Annotated in this window: 18 protein-coding genes; 12 read left to right on the forward strand and 6 right to left on the reverse strand. The window is 59.6% G+C overall.

Annotated features, from left to right (window positions below; genetic code table 11):
* A partial coding sequence (locus AC1Q8Q_RS24945; protein ID WP_492615637.1) for a type VI secretion IcmF C-terminal domain-containing protein occupies positions 1-435 on the forward strand: 435 nt, incomplete at its 5' end.
* A gap of 146 nt (positions 436-581) precedes the next feature.
* Here the strand turns inward: AC1Q8Q_RS24945 and AC1Q8Q_RS24950 are convergent.
* Together AC1Q8Q_RS24950 and ygfZ are read right to left on the reverse strand one after the other, a co-directional pair.
* The gene (locus AC1Q8Q_RS24950; protein WP_083348387.1) at positions 582-1403 is read right to left on the reverse strand and encodes an HDOD domain-containing protein; all 822 of its coding nucleotides are present in this window, start codon (positions 1401-1403) and stop codon (positions 582-584) included.
* Positions 1404-1438: 35 nt separating this feature from the next.
* A complete protein-coding gene (gene ygfZ / locus AC1Q8Q_RS24955) occupies positions 1439-2380 on the reverse strand; it encodes a CAF17-like 4Fe-4S cluster assembly/insertion protein YgfZ (RefSeq protein WP_033044144.1) in 942 nt (313 codons plus the stop codon).
* 149 nt (positions 2381-2529) lie between these two features.
* On the opposite strand from ygfZ, the gene AC1Q8Q_RS24960 reads away from it, so the two are divergent.
* Together AC1Q8Q_RS24960 and AC1Q8Q_RS24965 are read left to right on the forward strand one after the other, a co-directional pair.
* The gene (locus AC1Q8Q_RS24960) at positions 2530-2784 is read left to right on the forward strand and encodes an FAD assembly factor SdhE (RefSeq protein WP_020797795.1); all 255 of its coding nucleotides are present in this window, start codon (positions 2530-2532) and stop codon (positions 2782-2784) included.
* On the forward strand, positions 2768-3220 hold the full coding sequence (locus AC1Q8Q_RS24965; RefSeq protein WP_492615638.1) for a protein YgfX: 453 nt from the start codon (positions 2768-2770) through the stop codon (positions 3218-3220). Before AC1Q8Q_RS24960 ends, AC1Q8Q_RS24965 begins: the two co-directional genes overlap by 17 nt.
* On the opposite strand, the gene nadB is transcribed toward AC1Q8Q_RS24965, so the two are convergent.
* The gene (gene nadB / locus AC1Q8Q_RS24970) at positions 3189-4805 is read right to left on the reverse strand and encodes an L-aspartate oxidase (protein WP_179056470.1); all 1617 of its coding nucleotides are present in this window, start codon (positions 4803-4805) and stop codon (positions 3189-3191) included. The genes AC1Q8Q_RS24965 and nadB overlap by 32 nt on opposite strands.
* Before the next feature lie 556 nt (positions 4806-5361).
* Here nadB and rpoE point away from each other — a divergent pair.
* The 4 genes from rpoE (at position 5362) to AC1Q8Q_RS24990 (ending at position 9136) form a co-directional block, all read left to right on the forward strand.
* Complete coding sequence (gene rpoE, locus AC1Q8Q_RS24975) at positions 5362-5943, forward strand: RNA polymerase sigma factor RpoE/AlgU (RefSeq protein ID WP_003172477.1); 582 nt, start codon at positions 5362-5364, stop codon at positions 5941-5943.
* Positions 5944-5974: 31 nt separating this feature from the next.
* Positions 5975-6562 carry a sigma-E factor negative regulatory protein gene (locus AC1Q8Q_RS24980; RefSeq protein ID WP_033044142.1) on the forward strand — a complete coding sequence of 196 codons (588 nt, stop codon included), beginning with the start codon at positions 5975-5977 and terminating at the stop codon, positions 6560-6562.
* 8 nt (positions 6563-6570) lie between these two features.
* A complete protein-coding gene (locus AC1Q8Q_RS24985; RefSeq protein ID WP_020797800.1) occupies positions 6571-7530 on the forward strand; it encodes a MucB/RseB C-terminal domain-containing protein in 960 nt (319 codons plus the stop codon).
* Positions 7531-7708: 178 nt separating this feature from the next.
* Positions 7709-9136 (forward strand): DegQ family serine endoprotease, encoded by a 1428-nt coding sequence (locus AC1Q8Q_RS24990; protein ID WP_492615639.1) that lies wholly within the window; start codon positions 7709-7711, stop codon positions 9134-9136.
* Between the two features lie 195 nt (positions 9137-9331).
* Here the strand turns inward: AC1Q8Q_RS24990 and AC1Q8Q_RS24995 are convergent, their stop codons facing one another.
* Positions 9332-10765: a M48 family metalloprotease gene (locus tag AC1Q8Q_RS24995; RefSeq protein WP_020797802.1), complete on the reverse strand. Its 1434-nt coding sequence runs from the start codon at positions 10763-10765 to the stop codon at positions 9332-9334.
* A gap of 98 nt (positions 10766-10863) precedes the next feature.
* Here AC1Q8Q_RS24995 and AC1Q8Q_RS25000 point away from each other — a divergent pair, with 98 nt between their 5' ends.
* Positions 10864-11103: a sulfurtransferase TusA family protein gene (locus AC1Q8Q_RS25000; RefSeq protein ID WP_020797803.1), complete on the forward strand. Its 240-nt coding sequence runs from the start codon at positions 10864-10866 to the stop codon at positions 11101-11103.
* A 31-nt stretch (positions 11104-11134) separates the two neighbouring features.
* On the forward strand, positions 11135-12205 hold the full coding sequence (locus AC1Q8Q_RS25005; RefSeq protein WP_020797804.1) for an AI-2E family transporter: 1071 nt from the start codon (positions 11135-11137) through the stop codon (positions 12203-12205).
* Positions 12206-12330: 125 nt separating this feature from the next.
* On the opposite strand, the gene AC1Q8Q_RS25010 is transcribed toward AC1Q8Q_RS25005, so the two are convergent.
* Together AC1Q8Q_RS25010 and AC1Q8Q_RS25015 are read right to left on the reverse strand one after the other, a co-directional pair.
* Positions 12331-12804, reverse strand: coding sequence for a peroxiredoxin (locus tag AC1Q8Q_RS25010; protein WP_008055978.1), 474 nt, complete (start codon positions 12802-12804; stop codon positions 12331-12333).
* Positions 12805-12813: 9 nt separating this feature from the next.
* Positions 12814-13374 carry a glycine cleavage system transcriptional repressor gene (locus tag AC1Q8Q_RS25015; RefSeq protein WP_020797805.1) on the reverse strand — a complete coding sequence of 187 codons (561 nt, stop codon included), beginning with the start codon at positions 13372-13374 and terminating at the stop codon, positions 12814-12816.
* Between the two features lie 330 nt (positions 13375-13704).
* Between AC1Q8Q_RS25015 and dapA the strand changes: the two genes are divergently transcribed.
* The 3 genes from dapA to AC1Q8Q_RS25030 are packed head-to-tail and all read left to right on the forward strand — an operon-like array spanning position 13705 to position 16479.
* Positions 13705-14583: a 4-hydroxy-tetrahydrodipicolinate synthase gene (gene dapA, locus AC1Q8Q_RS25020; protein ID WP_020797806.1), complete on the forward strand. Its 879-nt coding sequence runs from the start codon at positions 13705-13707 to the stop codon at positions 14581-14583.
* 17 nt (positions 14584-14600) lie between these two features.
* Positions 14601-15716 carry an NlpB/DapX family lipoprotein gene (gene bamC / locus AC1Q8Q_RS25025; protein WP_492615640.1) on the forward strand — a complete coding sequence of 372 codons (1116 nt, stop codon included), beginning with the start codon at positions 14601-14603 and terminating at the stop codon, positions 15714-15716.
* 4 nt (positions 15717-15720) lie between these two features.
* The gene (locus tag AC1Q8Q_RS25030) at positions 15721-16479 is read left to right on the forward strand and encodes an MBL fold metallo-hydrolase (protein ID WP_168757391.1); all 759 of its coding nucleotides are present in this window, start codon (positions 15721-15723) and stop codon (positions 16477-16479) included.
* The last annotated feature ends 1 nt before the right edge of the window (position 16480 follow it).

The following is a 16480-nucleotide window of genomic DNA, read 5'->3' on the forward strand; positions in this document are numbered from 1 at the left end:
GACGGAGGCATGGGCCTGAGCTTCGAGTTGCAAGGCAAACCGGTGCGCGACGTGGTGCAAACCACCTTCACCCTCAATGGCGAAAAACACGAGTACTTCAACCAGAAGGAAAGCTGGCAGCGCTTCAACTGGCCCGGTCGCAGCCAATACCCCGGCGCGAGCCTGACCTGGACCAGCGTGCAGGCCAACGAACGGCTGTTCGGCGACTACGCGGGCACCTGGGGCCTGATCCGCCTGCTGGAACAAGCCCAAGTCACGCCGCTGGACGACGGCGACAGCCGTTTTCGTGTGGTGCTCAAGGCGCCCGATGGCATTGGCCTGACCTGGTATTTACGCACCGAACTGGGGGCGGGGCCGATGGCGTTGCTGAAGTTGCGTGGCTTTAAGTTGCCGACGCAGATTTTTTTGGGCAAGGGTGAAAAGGCCCAGCTGTGATTCTGCAGAGTAGGCGATAGTTTGTGGGGGCGGGGGCGTGTCAGGTTTCCAGCGTTATCGTTGACGACCATCGTCGGAACGCCGCCCGGAGCATGCTTGCTCCTACAAGGTTATTTGAGAACCCTGTAGGAGCGGGCGGTGTTCGATCAATAAAACATCAACCGCGTTTCTTCCAGATCGGCGCACATCGCCTTGTCGTCCGGATCGATTCCCAGCTTGACGAAGGCCGGTACGCTGAAGGGGTCGATTCGCGAGATCGGATGCTCGGTGTCTTTGAAGCAGTACAGGCTGGCCACCTGAACCAGGTCGACATAATCGATCTGCGCGGACTGTCGCTTGAAGTCCAGGTAAAGCTGCGGCACCTGCACCAGTGGTTCCGGAAACTCCCAAACGCGCAGCAGCTTGTCGCCGAGCAATGGGTGTATGCGGTCAATCACATGATTGAGGCTGACCGGATCGGACAACAGTTCATAGTGATCCTCGGCGTAGGTCAGGATCGGCAATATACCGATCTGGTGCACCAGCCCGCCAAGGGCCGCCTTATCGGGCTTGAGCTGGGTGTAGTGGCGGCACAGCGCGTAGCTGACGCCGGCGATTTCCAGGCTTTTGCGCCAGACATCGCGCATTTTCTGTTCCACTACCTCGGAGCGGGCATGGAAAATCTGTTCCATGACCAGGCCGATGGCCAGGTTGCTGCTGTAGTTGATGCCCAGGCGCGTAATCGCCGTGTGCAAATCGGTGACTTCCTGCGCCGCGCGCAGCAGTGGGCTATTGACCACCTTGATCAGGCGTGCCGACAGCGCGGCATCGCGGCCAATCACTTTGCTCAGGCTACTGATACTGATTTCCGGATCTTCGGCGGCCTTTCGAATCTGCAAAGCCACTTCCGGTAACGTTGGCAGAACCAGGTCATCGTTATCGATGGCCTCAACCAAATCCTGTTGGACCTTTTCCGCCAGCTCACTCATTACGCTTCTCTAGGTGTTGCAAAAAAGTACTGCGCTTAACGCTGGATTTCGCGATCGCGGTCCAGTTCGTACGGCAGGTCGAGCAAGTGCAGGGCCGGGCCGTCGAGGGCGCCCAGATGAATGTCGCCGCCTTCGGCTGCTTCCGCTTGCAACACGGCCAGCAGTTCGATGTGACCGGCAGCATTGGCGGCCAGCACCACTTCACCGATCGAGCTGCCGTGACTGGGGGCAAACAGTTGGGTGCCGGGCTCCGGTAGTTCGTCGGCAACCAGTTGCAGGCGATACAGGCGGCGCTTGAGTTTGCCCAGGTATTGCATGCGCGCGACGATTTCCTGGCCGGTATAGCAGCCTTTCTTGAAACTCACGCCGCCGACGGCTTGCAGATTGAGCATCTGCGGAATGAACAGCTCACGGGTGCTTGGCATCACTTGGCCTATCCCGGCCCGAACCTGGCCCAGAAGCCATTGATTGAGCTCCCCTTCGCTCAGTTGGGCGGACAGTTTGCCCTTAATGTCATCGGCTTGATCGGCCGCCACCCACAGCTCGGCGCGTTCGGGCGAGACGCGAATGGCGATCAAGCGGTCATTACGCACGACGCTGTCGGTGTCTTCTGGCAGTTCAAGGCCGAGGCTTTTCAAGGCCTCATCGCCTTGCTCGACGCCGAAGCGAACCCAGGCCGCGCTTTCATCGGTCAACTTGGACTTGGAAAACACCGCGTATTTCTTCAGGTCCGCCAATTGCGGTTCGAGTAATCCGCTGGCCATCGCCAGGAGTACGCCGTCACCTTCAAGCAGGATGCGGAAGCTTGACTGCATCCGGCCCTTTTGCGTGCAACGCGCGCCAAGGCTGGCCCGGGTGTCGCTCAGGTAATTGAGGTTGCAGGTCAGTTGGCCTTGCAGGAACTTGCCGGCGTCCGCGCCGCGGACCGCCAGGACACCTTCATGAGACAGCGTGCAGAAAAAAGCAGAATCGGCCATGGGTCATCGCAGGGTAAAGAGTCTGGCGGACATGATAAGGGGCTGCCCTTGAAATGGGTAGTTCACAAAGGATCGTCCGTGCCCGACCAAAGCCGACTGTTCGATGAGGCGCGGCGCTGTATACTTGCGGCCTATTTGAGGAGCGCTCCATGGTCGAAGATGTTGAACTGAATCGCCTCTACTGGCACAGCCGCCGCGGCATGCTTGAGCTTGACGTGCTGCTGGTGCCATTTGTGAAAGAGGTTTATCCGCACCTCAACGATGTTGATCGCGCCTGCTACGTCAGGCTGCTCGAATGCGAAGATCAGGACATGTTTGGCTGGTTCATGGAACGCGCCGAATCGGAAGATCCGGAGCTTCAGCGCATGGTTCGCATGATCCTGGACCGTGTCCAGCCCAAGTAACGGGTTCGAATGCCGCTGGCATGCCTCGCGGCAGTTGCTGGCGGCGTATCTTGTGGCCCAGCTGTTCGCGTTGGGTTCGCTGTTTCTTCTCGCCATGCCACTCTGGGCCACTCTGCCCGGCGTTTTTTGCTGCCTGCTGCATGGTTTTTGGGTATTGCCTCGTCAGATCCTGTTGACGCACCCGCAAGCATTTTGCGGTTTGCGACGCGATGGCGATGGCTGGCAGTTATGGAATCAGGCGCGGGGATGGCAGCCGGTGCAATTGCGCCCGGACAGCCTGGCATTGCCATTGACGGTGGTGCTGCGTTTTCGCCTGCGGGGTGAGCGGCGCACCAGGACTGTTTGCGTGCCCCGGGATTCGCAGGCGGCGGATGTGCACCGACGCCTGCGGGTGCGGCTCAAGTTCACTCGGCGTAGGTGGACGGCACCAGGATAGTGTCCAGGGCAACCGGCAGCATCTTCGGATAATCGAGGGTGTAATGCAGGCCGCGACTCTCCTTGCGCTCCATCGCTGAGCGAATCATCAACTCGGCCACCTGGGCCAGGTTGCGCAACTCGATCAAGTCCCGGCTGACCTTGTAGTTGCTGTAGAACTCATCGATTTCGTCAAGCAGCAAGCGCACGCGGTGCTGGGCCCGTTGCAGGCGCTTGTTGGTGCGCACGATGCCGACGTAGTCCCACATGAATCGCCGCAACTCATCCCAGTTGTGCGCAATGATCACGTCTTCATCGGAATCGGTCACCTGGCTCGCGTCCCAGACAGGCAGGGCAGCGGGAGCCGACACCTGCGGCAACTGTTCCAGGATGTCAGTCGCTGCCGAGCGGGCGTAGACGAAGCACTCCAGCAAGGAGTTGCTGGCCATGCGGTTGGCACCGTGCAGGCCGGTGAAGCTGGTTTCGCCAATCGCGTACAGCCCTGGCACATCGGTGCGGCCGTGTTGATCGACCATGACGCCACCACAGGTATAGTGCGCCGCCGGAACCACCGGAATCGGCTGTTTGGTGATGTCGATGGAAAATTCGAGGCAGCGTTCGTACATCGTCGGGAAGTGCGACTTGATGAACGCTTCGGACTTGTGGCTGATGTCCAGGTACACGCAGTCGATACCCAGTCGCTTCATCTCATGGTCGATGGCCCGGGCGACGATGTCCCGCGGCGCCAGTTCGGCTCGGGGGTCGAAGCGCTGCATGAAGCGTTCGCCATTGGGCAGCTTCAGGTGTGCACCTTCTCCGCGCAAGGCTTCGGTGATCAGGAAACTCTTGGCTTGCGGGTGATACAGGCAGGTAGGGTGGAACTGGTTGAATTCCAGGTTCGCCACCCGGCAGCCCGAACGCCAGGCCATGGCGATGCCATCACCGCAGGCACCATCGGGGTTGCTGGTATAAAGGTAGACCTTGGCTGCGCCGCCGGTGGCAAGGATCACGAAGCGGGCGCCGTAGGTGTCGACTTCCCCCGTGCCGCGATTGAGCACGTAGGCTCCCAGGCAACGATCACCTTCCAGGCCCAGGCGCTTTTCGGTAATCAGGTCGACCGCGACTCGTTGCTCCAGCAACTCGATGTTGGGCCGTTGTTGGGCTTGGGTGAGCAGCGTTCGAAAAATCGCTGCGCCGGTGGCGTCGGCTGCATGGATGATGCGGCGATGGCTATGACCGCCTTCACGGGTCAGGTGGAACTCGAATCCACCGTCTTCAGTGCCGGACTGTTCGTCGCGGGTGAAGGGTACGCCCTGGTCGATCAGCCATTGAATGGCCTCTTTGCTGTGCTCGACGGTGAAGCGCACGGCGTCTTCATGACACAAACCGCCGCCGGCGTTAAGGGTGTCATCGACGTGGGACTCGACGGTGTCGGTGTCATCCAGGACGGCGGCGACCCCTCCCTGGGCCCAGAACGTCGAGCCATTGGCGAGGTCGCCTTTGCTCAATACGGCGATGCGCAAATGACCCGGCAAGGTCAGCGCAAGGCTCAAGCCGGCAGCACCGCTGCCAATTACCAGGACATCGTGTTGAAACTGTTGGCTCATTTCAGGATTCCGCTCAAAGCGACCCGGGTCGGGGTAGGCGCCAGACATCTTGACAGGCATGCCCGGCAGCCGCACAGCCCACTAGTATATAGAGGGGGGGAGCGGCACAATAGCCGAGCCGATATGGCATTGTGAAACTACTGTGACGGTAAACTGGTGACGCTTCGTCGGATGTTTTTTCCACCGGTTCGGCTACAAGCGAACTGTATCGTGGATTTAACACTCTTTTTCGCTCCAGGGTTGCACAATGTCGGTTCTGCCAAGCTATAAATATTTGAACTTTTGCCAAAGGCCCAAGATCAATAGTCGGTTGCCTGAATCAAGGGACAGTGTCGGTTTCATCGCTGGATCGCGGTTGGGTCCTTGCCGGTCAAGCCGATGACAAGATTATTCGCGCAGCCGGGGAATCTCGCGCTGCGCTTTTCGTGCGTGCCGAATCAGAGCCCGCAGGAAACTTGCCTGGAGGGGGAGAACTTTTGCGAAAAGCCCGAGTCTATGTTTGCAAGCCCGGTCGTTTAGTAATGCAAGCCTCCTCCGAGCTTATCGAGGAGTGTTCATGCTAACCCAGGAAGAGGATCAGCAGCTGGTCGAACGCGTTCAACGCGGCGACAAGCGCGCATTCGATCTGCTAGTGCTGAAATACCAGCACAAAATTCTCGGGTTGATCGTGCGTTTCGTGCACGACACCCATGAAGCCCAGGATGTAGCGCAGGAAGCCTTTATCAAGGCCTATCGCGCACTTGGTAATTTTCGCGGAGACAGCGCGTTTTATACGTGGCTTTACCGCATCGCCATCAACACGGCGAAGAACTATCTGGTTTCACGCGGCCGTCGGCCGCCGGATAGCGATGTCAGTTCCGAGGATGCAGAGTTCTACGATGGCGATCATGGCCTGAAGGATCTCGAGTCGCCAGAACGGGCTTTGCTGCGGGATGAGATCGAAGGCACTGTCCATCGAACCATTCAGCAACTGCCAGAAGATTTGCGTACGGCGTTAACTTTACGCGAATTCGATGGTCTGAGTTACGAGGACATTGCGAGTGTCATGCAGTGTCCGGTGGGTACCGTGCGCTCCCGGATTTTCCGCGCCCGGGAGGCCATCGATAAAGCCCTGCAGCCGTTGTTGCAGGAAAACTAAAGACAGCGGCGACAGCCAAGAGAGGAACGCCATGAGTCGTGAAGCCCTGCAGGAATCGCTGTCCGCAGTGATGGATAACGAAGCGGACGAATTGGAATTGCGTCGGGTATTGAATGCCTGCGACGATGTTGAAACCCGTGAAACCTGGGCTCGTTATCAGATCGCTCGGGCGGTGATGCACAAGGATCTCCTGCTGCCACGCCTGGATATTGCCGCGGCTGTTTCTGCTGCATTGGCTGATGAAGCCGTACCGGCAAAAGCCACTCGTGGTCCATGGCGCAGCCTGGGTCGCCTGGCCGTTGCCGCTTCGGTGACACTGGCGGTACTGGCAGGTGTTCGTCTGTACAATCAGGACGAGATCGCTGGCGTTGAACTGGCGCAGCAATCCACTCAACCTGGCCTGGCTGTTCCACAAGTCAAGGGCCCGGCTGTTCTGGCAGGCTACAATGAGAATTCGGAAGCCACTGGCCCCATGGCCAATGGCGTATTGCAAGGTCAACCAGGCTTGAACGATCAGCGTCTGCCAGGCTACTTGCGCCAACATGCTCAACAGGCTGCACTGAAAGGTACTGAGAGCGCTCTGCCTTACGCTCGTGCAGCAAGCCTGGAAAACCGATAAGGAGGATCATGCGCGCCATACCTCTACTTACGCTATTGCTCAGTGGCTGGTTCGTTGTTCCAGCCCACGCCGATCAGGCTCAAGACTGGTTGACCCGTCTGGGCCAGGCCGAGCAGAAGCAAAGCTTTCAAGGTACTTTCGTCTACGAGCGTAACGGTAGTTTCTCTACCCACAATATCTGGCACCGTGTCCAGGATGGCCAGGTCCGCGAGCGTTTGGTCCAACTCGACGGGTCCGCCCAGGAAGTCGTGCGCGTTGATGGAAAGACTCAATGCGTCAGCGGCAACCTGATGGCAGGGCTGGGAGATACTTCCAGCTCCGCTGCTCGTGCACTCGATCCACAGAAGCTCAAGAATTGGTATGACCTTGCTGTCATCGGCAAGTCGCGCGTGGCCGGTCGCCCGGCAGTGATTGTTTCGCTGACGCCGCGTGACCAGCACCGCTACGGTTTTGAACTGCATCTAGATCAACAAACCGGCCTGCCTCTCAAGTCATTGTTGCTCGATGACAAGGGACGGCTGCTGGAGCGCTTCCAGTTTACTCGACTCGATCCCGTCGCGGTCCCGACCGACAGTGACCTGCAGCCAGGCGCGGATTGCAAGGCGGTGAAGCTCGTTAGCGACAAGGCTTCGGCGGTCAAGGAGGCACGGGTCTGGCATTCGGACTGGTTGCCGCCTGGTTTTGAGCTGACCAGCAGTACGGTCCGCAAGGATCCCGAGACCAAGGCTCAGGTCAGCAGCTTGATGTATGACGATGGTCTGGCGCGGTTTTCAGTGTTCCTTGAGCCTTTGAGTGGGTCCGGGGCTGCCGATACACGCACTCAACTGGGGCCAACCGTTGCCGTTTCCCGGCGTTTGAGTACGCCTCAAGGCGAGATGGTTGTGACAGTGGTGGGCGAGATCCCCATTGGCACTGCAGAACGGATTGCGTTATCCATGCGCACCGACGCTACTGCAACCCAGCAGTGACGTGAAATCGAAATGTTTCGTGAGCATTTCAATTTGCAAATCCCTCCAATATTTTTTATAGGTCAGAGCCCCTCGGCTCTGGCCTTGTTTGTTGTTCCCGGAACAAAAATACCGGCGTATCTTTCTCGGTGTTCCTTGCTCCATATCGCTTAACCATGCTCGTCGTAACGGGAGCCGTATGTCGATACCACGCTTGAAGTCTTACCTCTCCATTTTTGCCACCGTGCTGGTGCTCGGTCAGGCGGTCGCCGTTCAAGCGGTCGAATTGCCTGACTTCACGCAACTGGTCGAACAGGCTTCGCCTGCGGTGGTGAATATCAGTACCACGCAAAAGCTGCCTGACCGCAAAGTGAACCAGCAGATGCCTGACCTCGAAGGCTTGCCGCCGATGCTGCGCGAGTTTTTCGAGCGTGGCATGCCGCTGCAGCCTCGGTACCCCCGTGGCGATCGTCAGCGCGAAGCGCAATCGTTGGGTTCAGGTTTCATCATTTCGCCTGACGGCTACATCTTGACCAATAACCATGTGATCGCCGATGCCGACGAAATCCTCGTGCGTCTGTCCGACCGCAGTGAAATGAAGGCCAAGCTCATCGGCACCGATCCTCGATCCGATGTGGCGTTGCTAAAAGTCGAAGGCAAGGATCTTCCGGTCCTGAAGCTGGGCAAATCCCAGGATCTGAAAGCCGGGCAATGGGTTGTAGCCATCGGCTCGCCATTCGGTTTCGACCACACCGTGACCCAGGGCATCGTCAGTGCCGTCGGCCGCAGTCTGCCGAATGAAAACTATGTGCCGTTCATCCAGACCGACGTGGCGATCAACCCGGGTAACTCGGGTGGGCCGTTGTTCAACCTCAACGGTGAGGTGGTCGGCATCAACTCTCAGATCTATACCCGTTCCGGCGGCTTCATGGGCGTATCGTTCGCGATCCCTATCGACGTGGCGATGGACGTTTCCAACCAGCTCAAAAGCGGTGGCAAGGTCAGTCGTGGATGGTTGGGTGTGGTGATCCAGGAAGTGAGCAAGGACCTGGCCGAATCGTTCGGCCTGGACAAGCCGGCCGGTGCGCTCGTTGCGCAGATCCAGGATGACGGCCCGGCTGCCAAGGGTGGACTGCAAGTCGGCGATGTGATCCTGAGCATGAATGGCCAGCCGATCATCGTGTCCGCCGATCTGCCGCACCTGGTTGGCGCCTTGAAGGCGGGTTCCAAGGCTAATCTGGAAGTGATTCGCGAAGGCAAGCGCAAGAATGTCGAGCTGACGGTTGGCGCTATCCCGGAAGAAGGTAAGGAGCTGGACGACCTGCCGCTGTCGAGCATCGAGCGCAGCAGCAACCGCCTGGGCGTCTCCGTGGCGGAGCTGACGGACGAACAGAAGAAAACCTACGACCTCAAGGGCGGTGTGGTGATCAAGGAAGTCCAGGACGGCCCGGCATCGATGATCGGCCTGCAGCCAGGCGATATCATCACTCACCTGAACAATCAGGCGATCGGTTCGGCCAAGGAGTTCACGGACATCGCCAAGGCGTTGCCGAAGAACCGCTCGGTGTCAATGCGCGTGCTGCGCCAGAACCGTGCGAGCTTCATCACCTTCAAGCTGGCTGAATAAACAGCTGGTTCGCTAAATGAAAAACCGCCTCGAAAGAGGCGGTTTTTTTTGGGGGGGGGCTTTCACCTGTCTCACGCCATTCCCTGTAGGAGCTGCCGCAGGCTGCGATCTCTTGATCTTGCTTTATTAAAATCAAAAGATCGCAGCCTGCGGCAGCTCCTACAGGTTGTGTGTTATCCGGGTTTTGTTGAAGCGTCAGCCCATCATGTCCTTGATCATGCGTTCCTGCTCCATCAGCTCTCGCTGGCGGGCATCGATTCGCGAGGCCAGCGGGAAATTGTTGCCGGCCTTGCGCTTGGCAAAATCGAGTTGCTGGATGGCCTGGCGATAGTCGCCCACCAGCGCGAAATACTCGGCGCGCGCCTGGTGCAGGCCGATGATGTTGCCTGACAGGCCACGGGTTTCGGCAACCTGATACCACACGTCCGGATCGTCCGGGCGCGACTTGAGCAGGCCTTCGAGTGCTTTCTCGGCATCGGCGGCGCGGTTCTGTTTCAGCAGCAGGTCAACGCGTACCTGGTTCAGTGGATAATTGCCGGGGTATTGCGTCAGCATCCGGTCAACCCTGGACTGTGCATCCGGCAGGCGATTGTTGGTGATGTCCAAATCGACCTGGGCGAGGTTGTAGATAATCTCGTTCGGCGCCTTGGCCAGCAGCGGCTTGAGGTTTTCCCGTGCTTCGTTCAGTTGACCGCCTTTGATCTGCGCAATCGCAAGACCGTAGCGCGCCGCATCGTTTTTCGGATTTTCCTCCAGCAGGGCGCGGAAACGCTTGGCGCCCAGGCCTGGGGTTTCTTCGTAGATCAACTGAACCCGCGTACGAATCAACTGATAACGCAGGGTGTCTTCGATGCCGCCCTGCGGGGCCTGCTCGGCACGGTTACGGGTGTCGGCGATTCGCGATTCGGTCACCGGGTGAGTCAGCAAAAATTCCGGTGGCTTGGCGTCGAAGCGGTACTGACGCCCCAGGCGTTCGAACATGGTTGGCATGGAACGGGGGTCGTAGCCGGCCTTTTCCAGGTTGAGGATGCCGATGCGGTCGGCTTCCTGTTCGTTTTGGCGAGAGAATCGCCGCTGTTCCTGGATGGCCGCCGCCTGCGTGCCTGCAATCGCCGCAATACCGGCATCGCCGGCGCCGGCCGCGGCAATCACGATGCCGGCCAGCAACGCGGCCATCATCGGTACCTGCATGCGCTGCTGGGCCTCGACACCGCGGGCAAAGTGGCGCTGCGACAAGTGAGCCAATTCGTGAGCCAGTACCGAGGCATATTCGCCTTCGGTCTGCGCATTGAGGAACAGGCCGCCGTTGACCCCGACGATCCCGCCTGGGGCCGCGAACGCGTTGAGCTGTGGGCTGTTGATCAGGATGAACTCCAGGCGCCGGTCATTGACCTGGCTGGTCTCCACCAGGCGGTAGACGCTGGATTCAACGTAATCCTTGAGCTGCGGGTCGTTGAGCTGTGCTACCTGGCTGCGCAACAGGGCAAGCCAGGCGCGGCCCAACTGATACTCCTGTTGCGGCGAGACGATGGCAGAACTGGCGTCACCGAGTGACGGCAGGTCGTCGGCGAAGCCCGGTGAGGCGAGCAGGCAAGCGAGCGTCAGCAGGGTGGGGCGCAAAAAAGTCATGCACAAGGCCTTAGTCGACAAAGAGCTTACTGTAGCCGGACACCAGCCTTGCGACCAGATATTCTAGGCAGCTCAACCACCTGAACCGGAGTGATGCAATGATCGACGCTGTAGCCCATGACGTTGAACTCGACGCCAGTGGCCTCAATTGCCCGCTGCCGTTGCTCAAGGCCAAGATGGAGCTCAACCGGATGGCCAGTGGCGCGGTGCTCAAGGTCATTGCCACCGATGCAGGCTCGCAGCGTGATTTCCGCACCTTTGCCCGATTGGCAGGTCATACGCTGCTTCGTGAAGAAGATGAAGCGGGCATTTACCGTTACTGGTTGAAAAAAGCCTGAAACCTGCTGCGTTCGATCTTAAGGATTATTGATGTTCAAAGTGTTGCGCGACTGGATTCAGCGCTATTTCTCAGACGAAGAAGCCGTGGTTCTGGCAGTCCTGTTGTTCCTGGCATTTACCGCCGTGCTGACCCTGGGCGGCATGCTGGCGCCAGTGCTGGCGGGGATGGTGCTGGCTTACCTGATGCAGGGCCTGGTGGTGAGCCTGGAACGAGTGCGCGTGCCGGGCGGGGTCGCGGTGGGGCTGGTCTTCGCCCTGTTCATGGGATTGCTGCTGGTGTTCCTCGTGGTCGTGGTGCCGTTGCTCTGGCATCAACTGATCACGTTGTTCAACGAATTGCCCGGCATGCTCGCCAAGTGGCAAACCCTGTTGCTGCTACTACCTGAGCGCTATCCGCATCTGGTGTCCGATGAGCAGGTGCTACGGGCCATTGAAGCGGCGCGGGGCGAGATCGGCAAGTTTGGCCAATGGGCGCTGACGTTTTCGCTGTCGAGCCTGCCGTTGCTGGTCAACATCATGATCTACCTGGTGCTGGTGCCGATCCTGGTGTTCTTCTTTCTCAAGGACCGGCAAATGATCGGCCAGTGGGTGCGCGGCTACCTGCCCCGTGAGCGCGCGCTGATCACCCGCGTCGGCCGCGAGATGAACCGGCAGATCGCCAACTACATTCGTGGCAAGGTCATCGAGATTTTCATTTGCGGCGGGGTGACCTACATCGCCTTTGTCGTCCTCGAACTCAACTACGCGGCCCTGCTGGCCTTGTTGGTGGGCATCTCGGTGGTCGTGCCCTACGTCGGGGCGGTGGTGGTGACCGTGCCGGTGTTCCTGATTGCGCTGTTCCAGTGGGGCTGGAGCGATCAGTTCATCTATTTGATGGCGGTCTACGGGATTATCCAGACGCTGGACGGCAACGTGCTGGTGCCACTGTTGTTCTCGGAAGCGGTAAACCTGCATCCAGTGGCGATCATCTGCGCGGTGTTGTTGTTTGGCGGGCTGTGGGGGTTCTGGGGCGTGTTCTTCGCGATTCCCCTGGCGACGCTGTTCAAGGCCGTATTGGATGCGTGGCCGCGCAAGGAGCCGATCGTGGCGCCGCTGCTTTAACGATCATCCCCGATCATTTCGTGGGGCTGATGGCCTCTTCCCGAGCAGGCTCGGTCCCACAGTTGATCCGCTTAACTGTGGGAGCGAGCCTGCTCGCGAAAGCGTCAAGACAGGCATCGAAGAAATCAGGCCTTGTTCAATGCCTGGGCCGCCGCGAGAACCGCATCCACATGCCCCGGCACCTTCACGCCACGCCATTCCTGGCGCAACACACCATCTTTGTCGATCAGGAACGTGCTGCGATCCACGCCCATGTATTCCTTGCCATAAAGCTTTTTCAGCTTGATCACATCAAACAGCTGGCACAGCGCTTCTTCCTTGTCGCTGATCAGTTCGAAAGTGAATGCCTGCTTGGCCTTGAAGTTCTCGTGGGACTTGAGGCTATCGCGGGACACGCCGAACACCTCGGTGTTGGCGGCCTTGAAGGCGTCCAGTTGGTCGCGAAAGCCCTGGCCTTGGGTGGTGCAGCCCGGCGTGCTGTCCTTGGGGTAGAAGTAGATCACTACCTGCTTGCCTTTTAGATCTGCGAGACGCACGGTTTGCCCGCTGGTGGCGGGTGCTTCGAAATCGGCAACCGGTTGGTCGAGTGCAACGGCCATGATGTTTCCTTACATTGGGTTCTGTGGGCGCCACGGTTCGATCAGGGCATCGAGGTTCAGCGCGTCGGCAAAGTCCAGGAACTGGTCGCGCAACCAGCTGATTTGCACGCCGGCCGGCAAGGTCACGGTAAACGTGGCATTGAGCATGGTGCCGCCGGTCTGGGGTGCCTGGTAGGTGTCACAGGTCAGGTTTTCCAGTTCGACGTTGTGGTCCATGAAGAACTGGCACAGCTCGTTGATGATGTCCGAGCGGTAGGCAGAGCTGACATACGCCACGTAGGGCAGGGCCTGGGGACGGTTCTCCAGGGCAGCGCTGCGCACCACGTTGACGGTAAAGGCGTGCCGTTTTGCCAAGGTCGGCAGGCTGCCCTCCAGGCGAGCCAGGGCGTCCCAGGTGCCGGAGATTTCGAGGACCAGCGCACTGCACTCGCCATGACGCGTCAGGCGGGAGGTGACCACGGCGCAGCGATTTTCATGGCTGGCGCGGCACAGGACGTTAGTCAGCTCCATGGGGTTGGCGCCGAGGGCACTGATGACAAGGAATTGTTCGCGAACTGTGGGGGTGGACATGCAGCATTCCTAAAGCGATGAGCGGTCGGTACTTCTATCGGCTGGTTTTGCCGGGAGCGAGCCTGCGCATGCGAATCATCAAAGCCCCGGGCACAAGGTCACAACGTGGCTCCAGAGTGGCAGGAGCGGGGGTGGCAACGCTGGATCGGGGGCTTGAGATGTCGAAAATGGAGGCGCGAACCCGAAATACGAGCTTAGCAGTATCGATCAAAGTCTGAAGGGTAGCGAAAAGCAGCGCCAAGGGGAATGGCGGCAGCGCAGTACTTCGCTTGTGCAAGCATCTTGGCGCCAGTACCATTACGGCTCTCTTTTTCCGGCAGGAGCGGTTGCATGATTGCGGGCAGTATGGTGGCACTGGTCACACCCATGGATGCACAAGGTCGTCTCGACTGGGACAGCTTGAGCAAACTGGTGGACTTTCACCTGCAAAACGGCACCCACGCCATCGTGGCGGTCGGCACCACAGGTGAATCGGCCACCCTTGATGTGAGCGAACACATCGAAGTGATCCGTCGCGTAGTCAAGCAGGTCAACGGTCGCATTCCGGTCATCGCCGGCACCGGCGCCAACTCGACCCGCGAGGCGATCGAGTTGACCACCAATGCAAAGACCGCGGGCGCCGATGCCTGCCTGCTGGTCACGCCTTACTACAACAAGCCGACCCAGGAAGGCCTGTACCAGCACTTCAAGGCGATCGCCGAAGCCGTCGACATCCCGCAGATCCTCTATAACGTGCCAGGCCGCACCGCCTGCGACATGCTGGCCGAGACCGTGATTCGCCTGTCGAGCGTCAAGAACATCATCGGTATCAAGGAAGCCACCGGCGACCTGCAGCGCGCCAAGGCCATCATCGATGGCGTCGACAGCAACTTCCTGGTGCTCTCCGGTGACGATGCCACCGCGGTCGAGCTGATCCTGCTGGGCGGCAAGGGCAACATTTCGGTGACGGCCAACGTCGCCCCGCGTGACATGGCCGACATGTGCATCGCCGCGCTGAACGGCGAAGCCGAGAAGGCGCGCGCCATTCACCAAAAGCTGATGCCACTCAATAAAACCCTGTTTATCGAGTCCAATCCAATTCCCGTGAAATGGGCGCTGCATGAGATGGGCCTGATGCCGGACGGAATCCGTCTGCCGCTCACCTGGCTCAGCGCTGAATGTCACGAACCGCTGCGGCAGGCCATGCGCCAGTCCGGCGTCCTGGTTTAATTGAGGAAGTACAACGCATGAAGCGAATGGCCGGACTTTCCGCACTTGCCCTGATCATGTCCAGCACCAGTGGCTGTGGATGGGTCTGGGGCCCGGAAGGTTATTTCCGTGACCGTGGTAGCGATTACCTGGAAGCGCAACAGACTGCACCCATGCAATTGCCGCCGGATGTCACCACCGCCAAGCGTCTGGATCCGCTGCTGCCGATTCCGCGCAACGTCGCCGATGACACCGCCAAGGGCGAATACATCGTGCCTCGTCCGCAGCCGTTGTCGGCCGCGGCCGACGCCAGTGCCTACTCCCTGCAAAAGAGCGGCGATTCGCGCTCGATCCTGGCGCAGAACCCGCCGGCGGAAGCCTGGCCCGTGGCCGTACAGTTCTTCCAGGACAACGGTTTCCGCCTGGACGAACAGCGCCCGCAAACCGGTGAATTCACCACGACCTGGCAGCGTTCCGACGAACTGTCGGCTGCCATGGCCAAGCGCCTGAGCGCGGCCGGTGTCGGCACCGACAGCGAAACCCGCGTGCGGGTGCGCATCGAGCCGGGCGTACAGCGCAATACCAGTGAAATCTACGTGGTCAGCGCCGAGCGTCCTGCCGGCAGCACTGCCGATGTCGCCTTCACCAACCGTTCGGTCAACACCGGCCTTGACGCGGCACTGGTCGACGACATGCTGGCAAGCATGAGCCGCATTTCCGAGAAGGGTGGTTCGGTCTCCATGCTGGCCTCTCGCGATTCCGACGCGCCAAGTCGCGTCAGCCTCAGCGAAGACGGCAGCGGCAACCCGGTGCTGAACGTCGGTACCGACCTGGATCGTGCCTGGTCGAGCGTCGGTCGTGCGCTGGAGCAGGGCGAGTGGCGCGTTGAAGACATCAACCGCAGCCTGGGCCTGTACTACATCAACCTCGCTGAAAAAGCCGAGAAGAAGGACGACAAGCCCGGGTTCTTCAGCGGCCTGTTCGGCAGTGCGCCGAGCAAGGAAGAAGTCGAGTCCCGTGCCGAGCGCTACCAGGTTCGCCTGAGCAAGGTGGGCGACAGCGTCCAGGTCACCGTCGAGAAAAACATCAATACCGTGGCGCCGGCTGACGTGGCGCGCAAAGTGTTGAGCGTCATTCAGGACAACCTGGGCTGATCACATGCGTTTTGCCGTTCTCGGCAGCGGTAGCCAAGGGAATGGCACGCTGATAGCCAGCGCTGATACGCATGTGCTGGTGGATTGTGGTTTCTCCCTGCGGGAAACCGAAAAACGCTTGCTGCGCCTGGGTGTAGATCCTGCGCAGCTAAGCGCGATACTCGTGACCCACGAACATGCCGACCACGTGCATGGCGTGGGTTTGCTGTCTCGGCGTTACAATCTGCCTGTCTACCTCAGTCGCGGGACCCTGCGCGGGATGCGCAAGCCGGTCGAGCCCGCGGGCTTGCTGGCCGGGGGCGAACAACTGCAGATCGGCGACTTGAGCATCGAGGTCATTGCCGTGGCCCACGATGCGCAGGAGCCGACACAATACGTTTTCAGTGACGGTGAGCGGCGCTTCGGCCTGCTGACCGACCTGGGCTCGTATTGCGACAAGGTGCTATACGGCTATCGCGACCTCGATGCATTGATGATCGAGGCCAACCATTGCCGGGACATGCTGGCTCGCGGTCATTATCCGTACTTTCTCAAGCAGCGGGTGGGCGGTGAGCTGGGACATTTGAACAACCATCAGGCGGCATTCCTGGTGTCCGAGTTGGGCTGGAAAGACCTGCAACACCTGGTCCTGGCCCATCTGAGCAGCAAGAACAACCTGCCGCGGCTGGCCCGGCAATGTTTTGTCGACACCCTCGGGTGCGACCCGGACTGGCTGCAACTGGCCGATCAAGATTCAGGGCTCGACTGGCGACACATCGCCTAGC

It is taken from the genome of Pseudomonas sp. GW823-FHT06B06, assembly GCF_058795195.1.

Bases quoted from the DNA above. Each gene is read 5' to 3' on its own strand.
- dapA (WP_020797806.1), top strand. From the start codon at position 13,705: ATGATTGCGGGCAGTATGGTGGCACTGGTCACACCCATGGATGCACAA.
- nadB (WP_179056470.1), bottom strand. From the start codon at position 4,805: ATGAGCCAACAGTTTCAACACGATGTCCTGGTAATTGGCAGCGGTGCT.
- AC1Q8Q_RS24990 (WP_492615639.1), top strand. From the start codon at position 7,709: ATGTCGATACCACGCTTGAAGTCTTACCTCTCCATTTTTGCCACCGTG.
- AC1Q8Q_RS24960 (WP_020797795.1), top strand. From the start codon at position 2,530: ATGGTCGAAGATGTTGAACTGAATCGCCTCTACTGGCACAGCCGCCGC.
- ygfZ (WP_033044144.1), bottom strand. From the start codon at position 2,380: ATGGCCGATTCTGCTTTTTTCTGCACGCTGTCTCATGAAGGTGTCCTG.
- AC1Q8Q_RS24985 (WP_020797800.1), top strand. From the start codon at position 6,571: ATGCGCGCCATACCTCTACTTACGCTATTGCTCAGTGGCTGGTTCGTT.
- AC1Q8Q_RS24995 (WP_020797802.1), bottom strand. From the start codon at position 10,765: ATGACTTTTTTGCGCCCCACCCTGCTGACGCTCGCTTGCCTGCTCGCC.
- AC1Q8Q_RS25015 (WP_020797805.1), bottom strand. From the start codon at position 13,374: ATGTCCACCCCCACAGTTCGCGAACAATTCCTTGTCATCAGTGCCCTC.
- rpoE (WP_003172477.1), top strand. From the start codon at position 5,362: ATGCTAACCCAGGAAGAGGATCAGCAGCTGGTCGAACGCGTTCAACGC.
- AC1Q8Q_RS24950 (WP_083348387.1), bottom strand. From the start codon at position 1,403: ATGAGTGAGCTGGCGGAAAAGGTCCAACAGGATTTGGTTGAGGCCATC.
- AC1Q8Q_RS25005 (WP_020797804.1), top strand. From the start codon at position 11,135: ATGTTCAAAGTGTTGCGCGACTGGATTCAGCGCTATTTCTCAGACGAA.
- AC1Q8Q_RS24980 (WP_033044142.1), top strand. From the start codon at position 5,975: ATGAGTCGTGAAGCCCTGCAGGAATCGCTGTCCGCAGTGATGGATAAC.
- bamC (WP_492615640.1), top strand. From the start codon at position 14,601: ATGAAGCGAATGGCCGGACTTTCCGCACTTGCCCTGATCATGTCCAGC.
- AC1Q8Q_RS25010 (WP_008055978.1), bottom strand. From the start codon at position 12,804: ATGGCCGTTGCACTCGACCAACCGGTTGCCGATTTCGAAGCACCCGCC.
- AC1Q8Q_RS25030 (WP_168757391.1), top strand. From the start codon at position 15,721: ATGCGTTTTGCCGTTCTCGGCAGCGGTAGCCAAGGGAATGGCACGCTG.
- AC1Q8Q_RS25000 (WP_020797803.1), top strand. From the start codon at position 10,864: ATGATCGACGCTGTAGCCCATGACGTTGAACTCGACGCCAGTGGCCTC.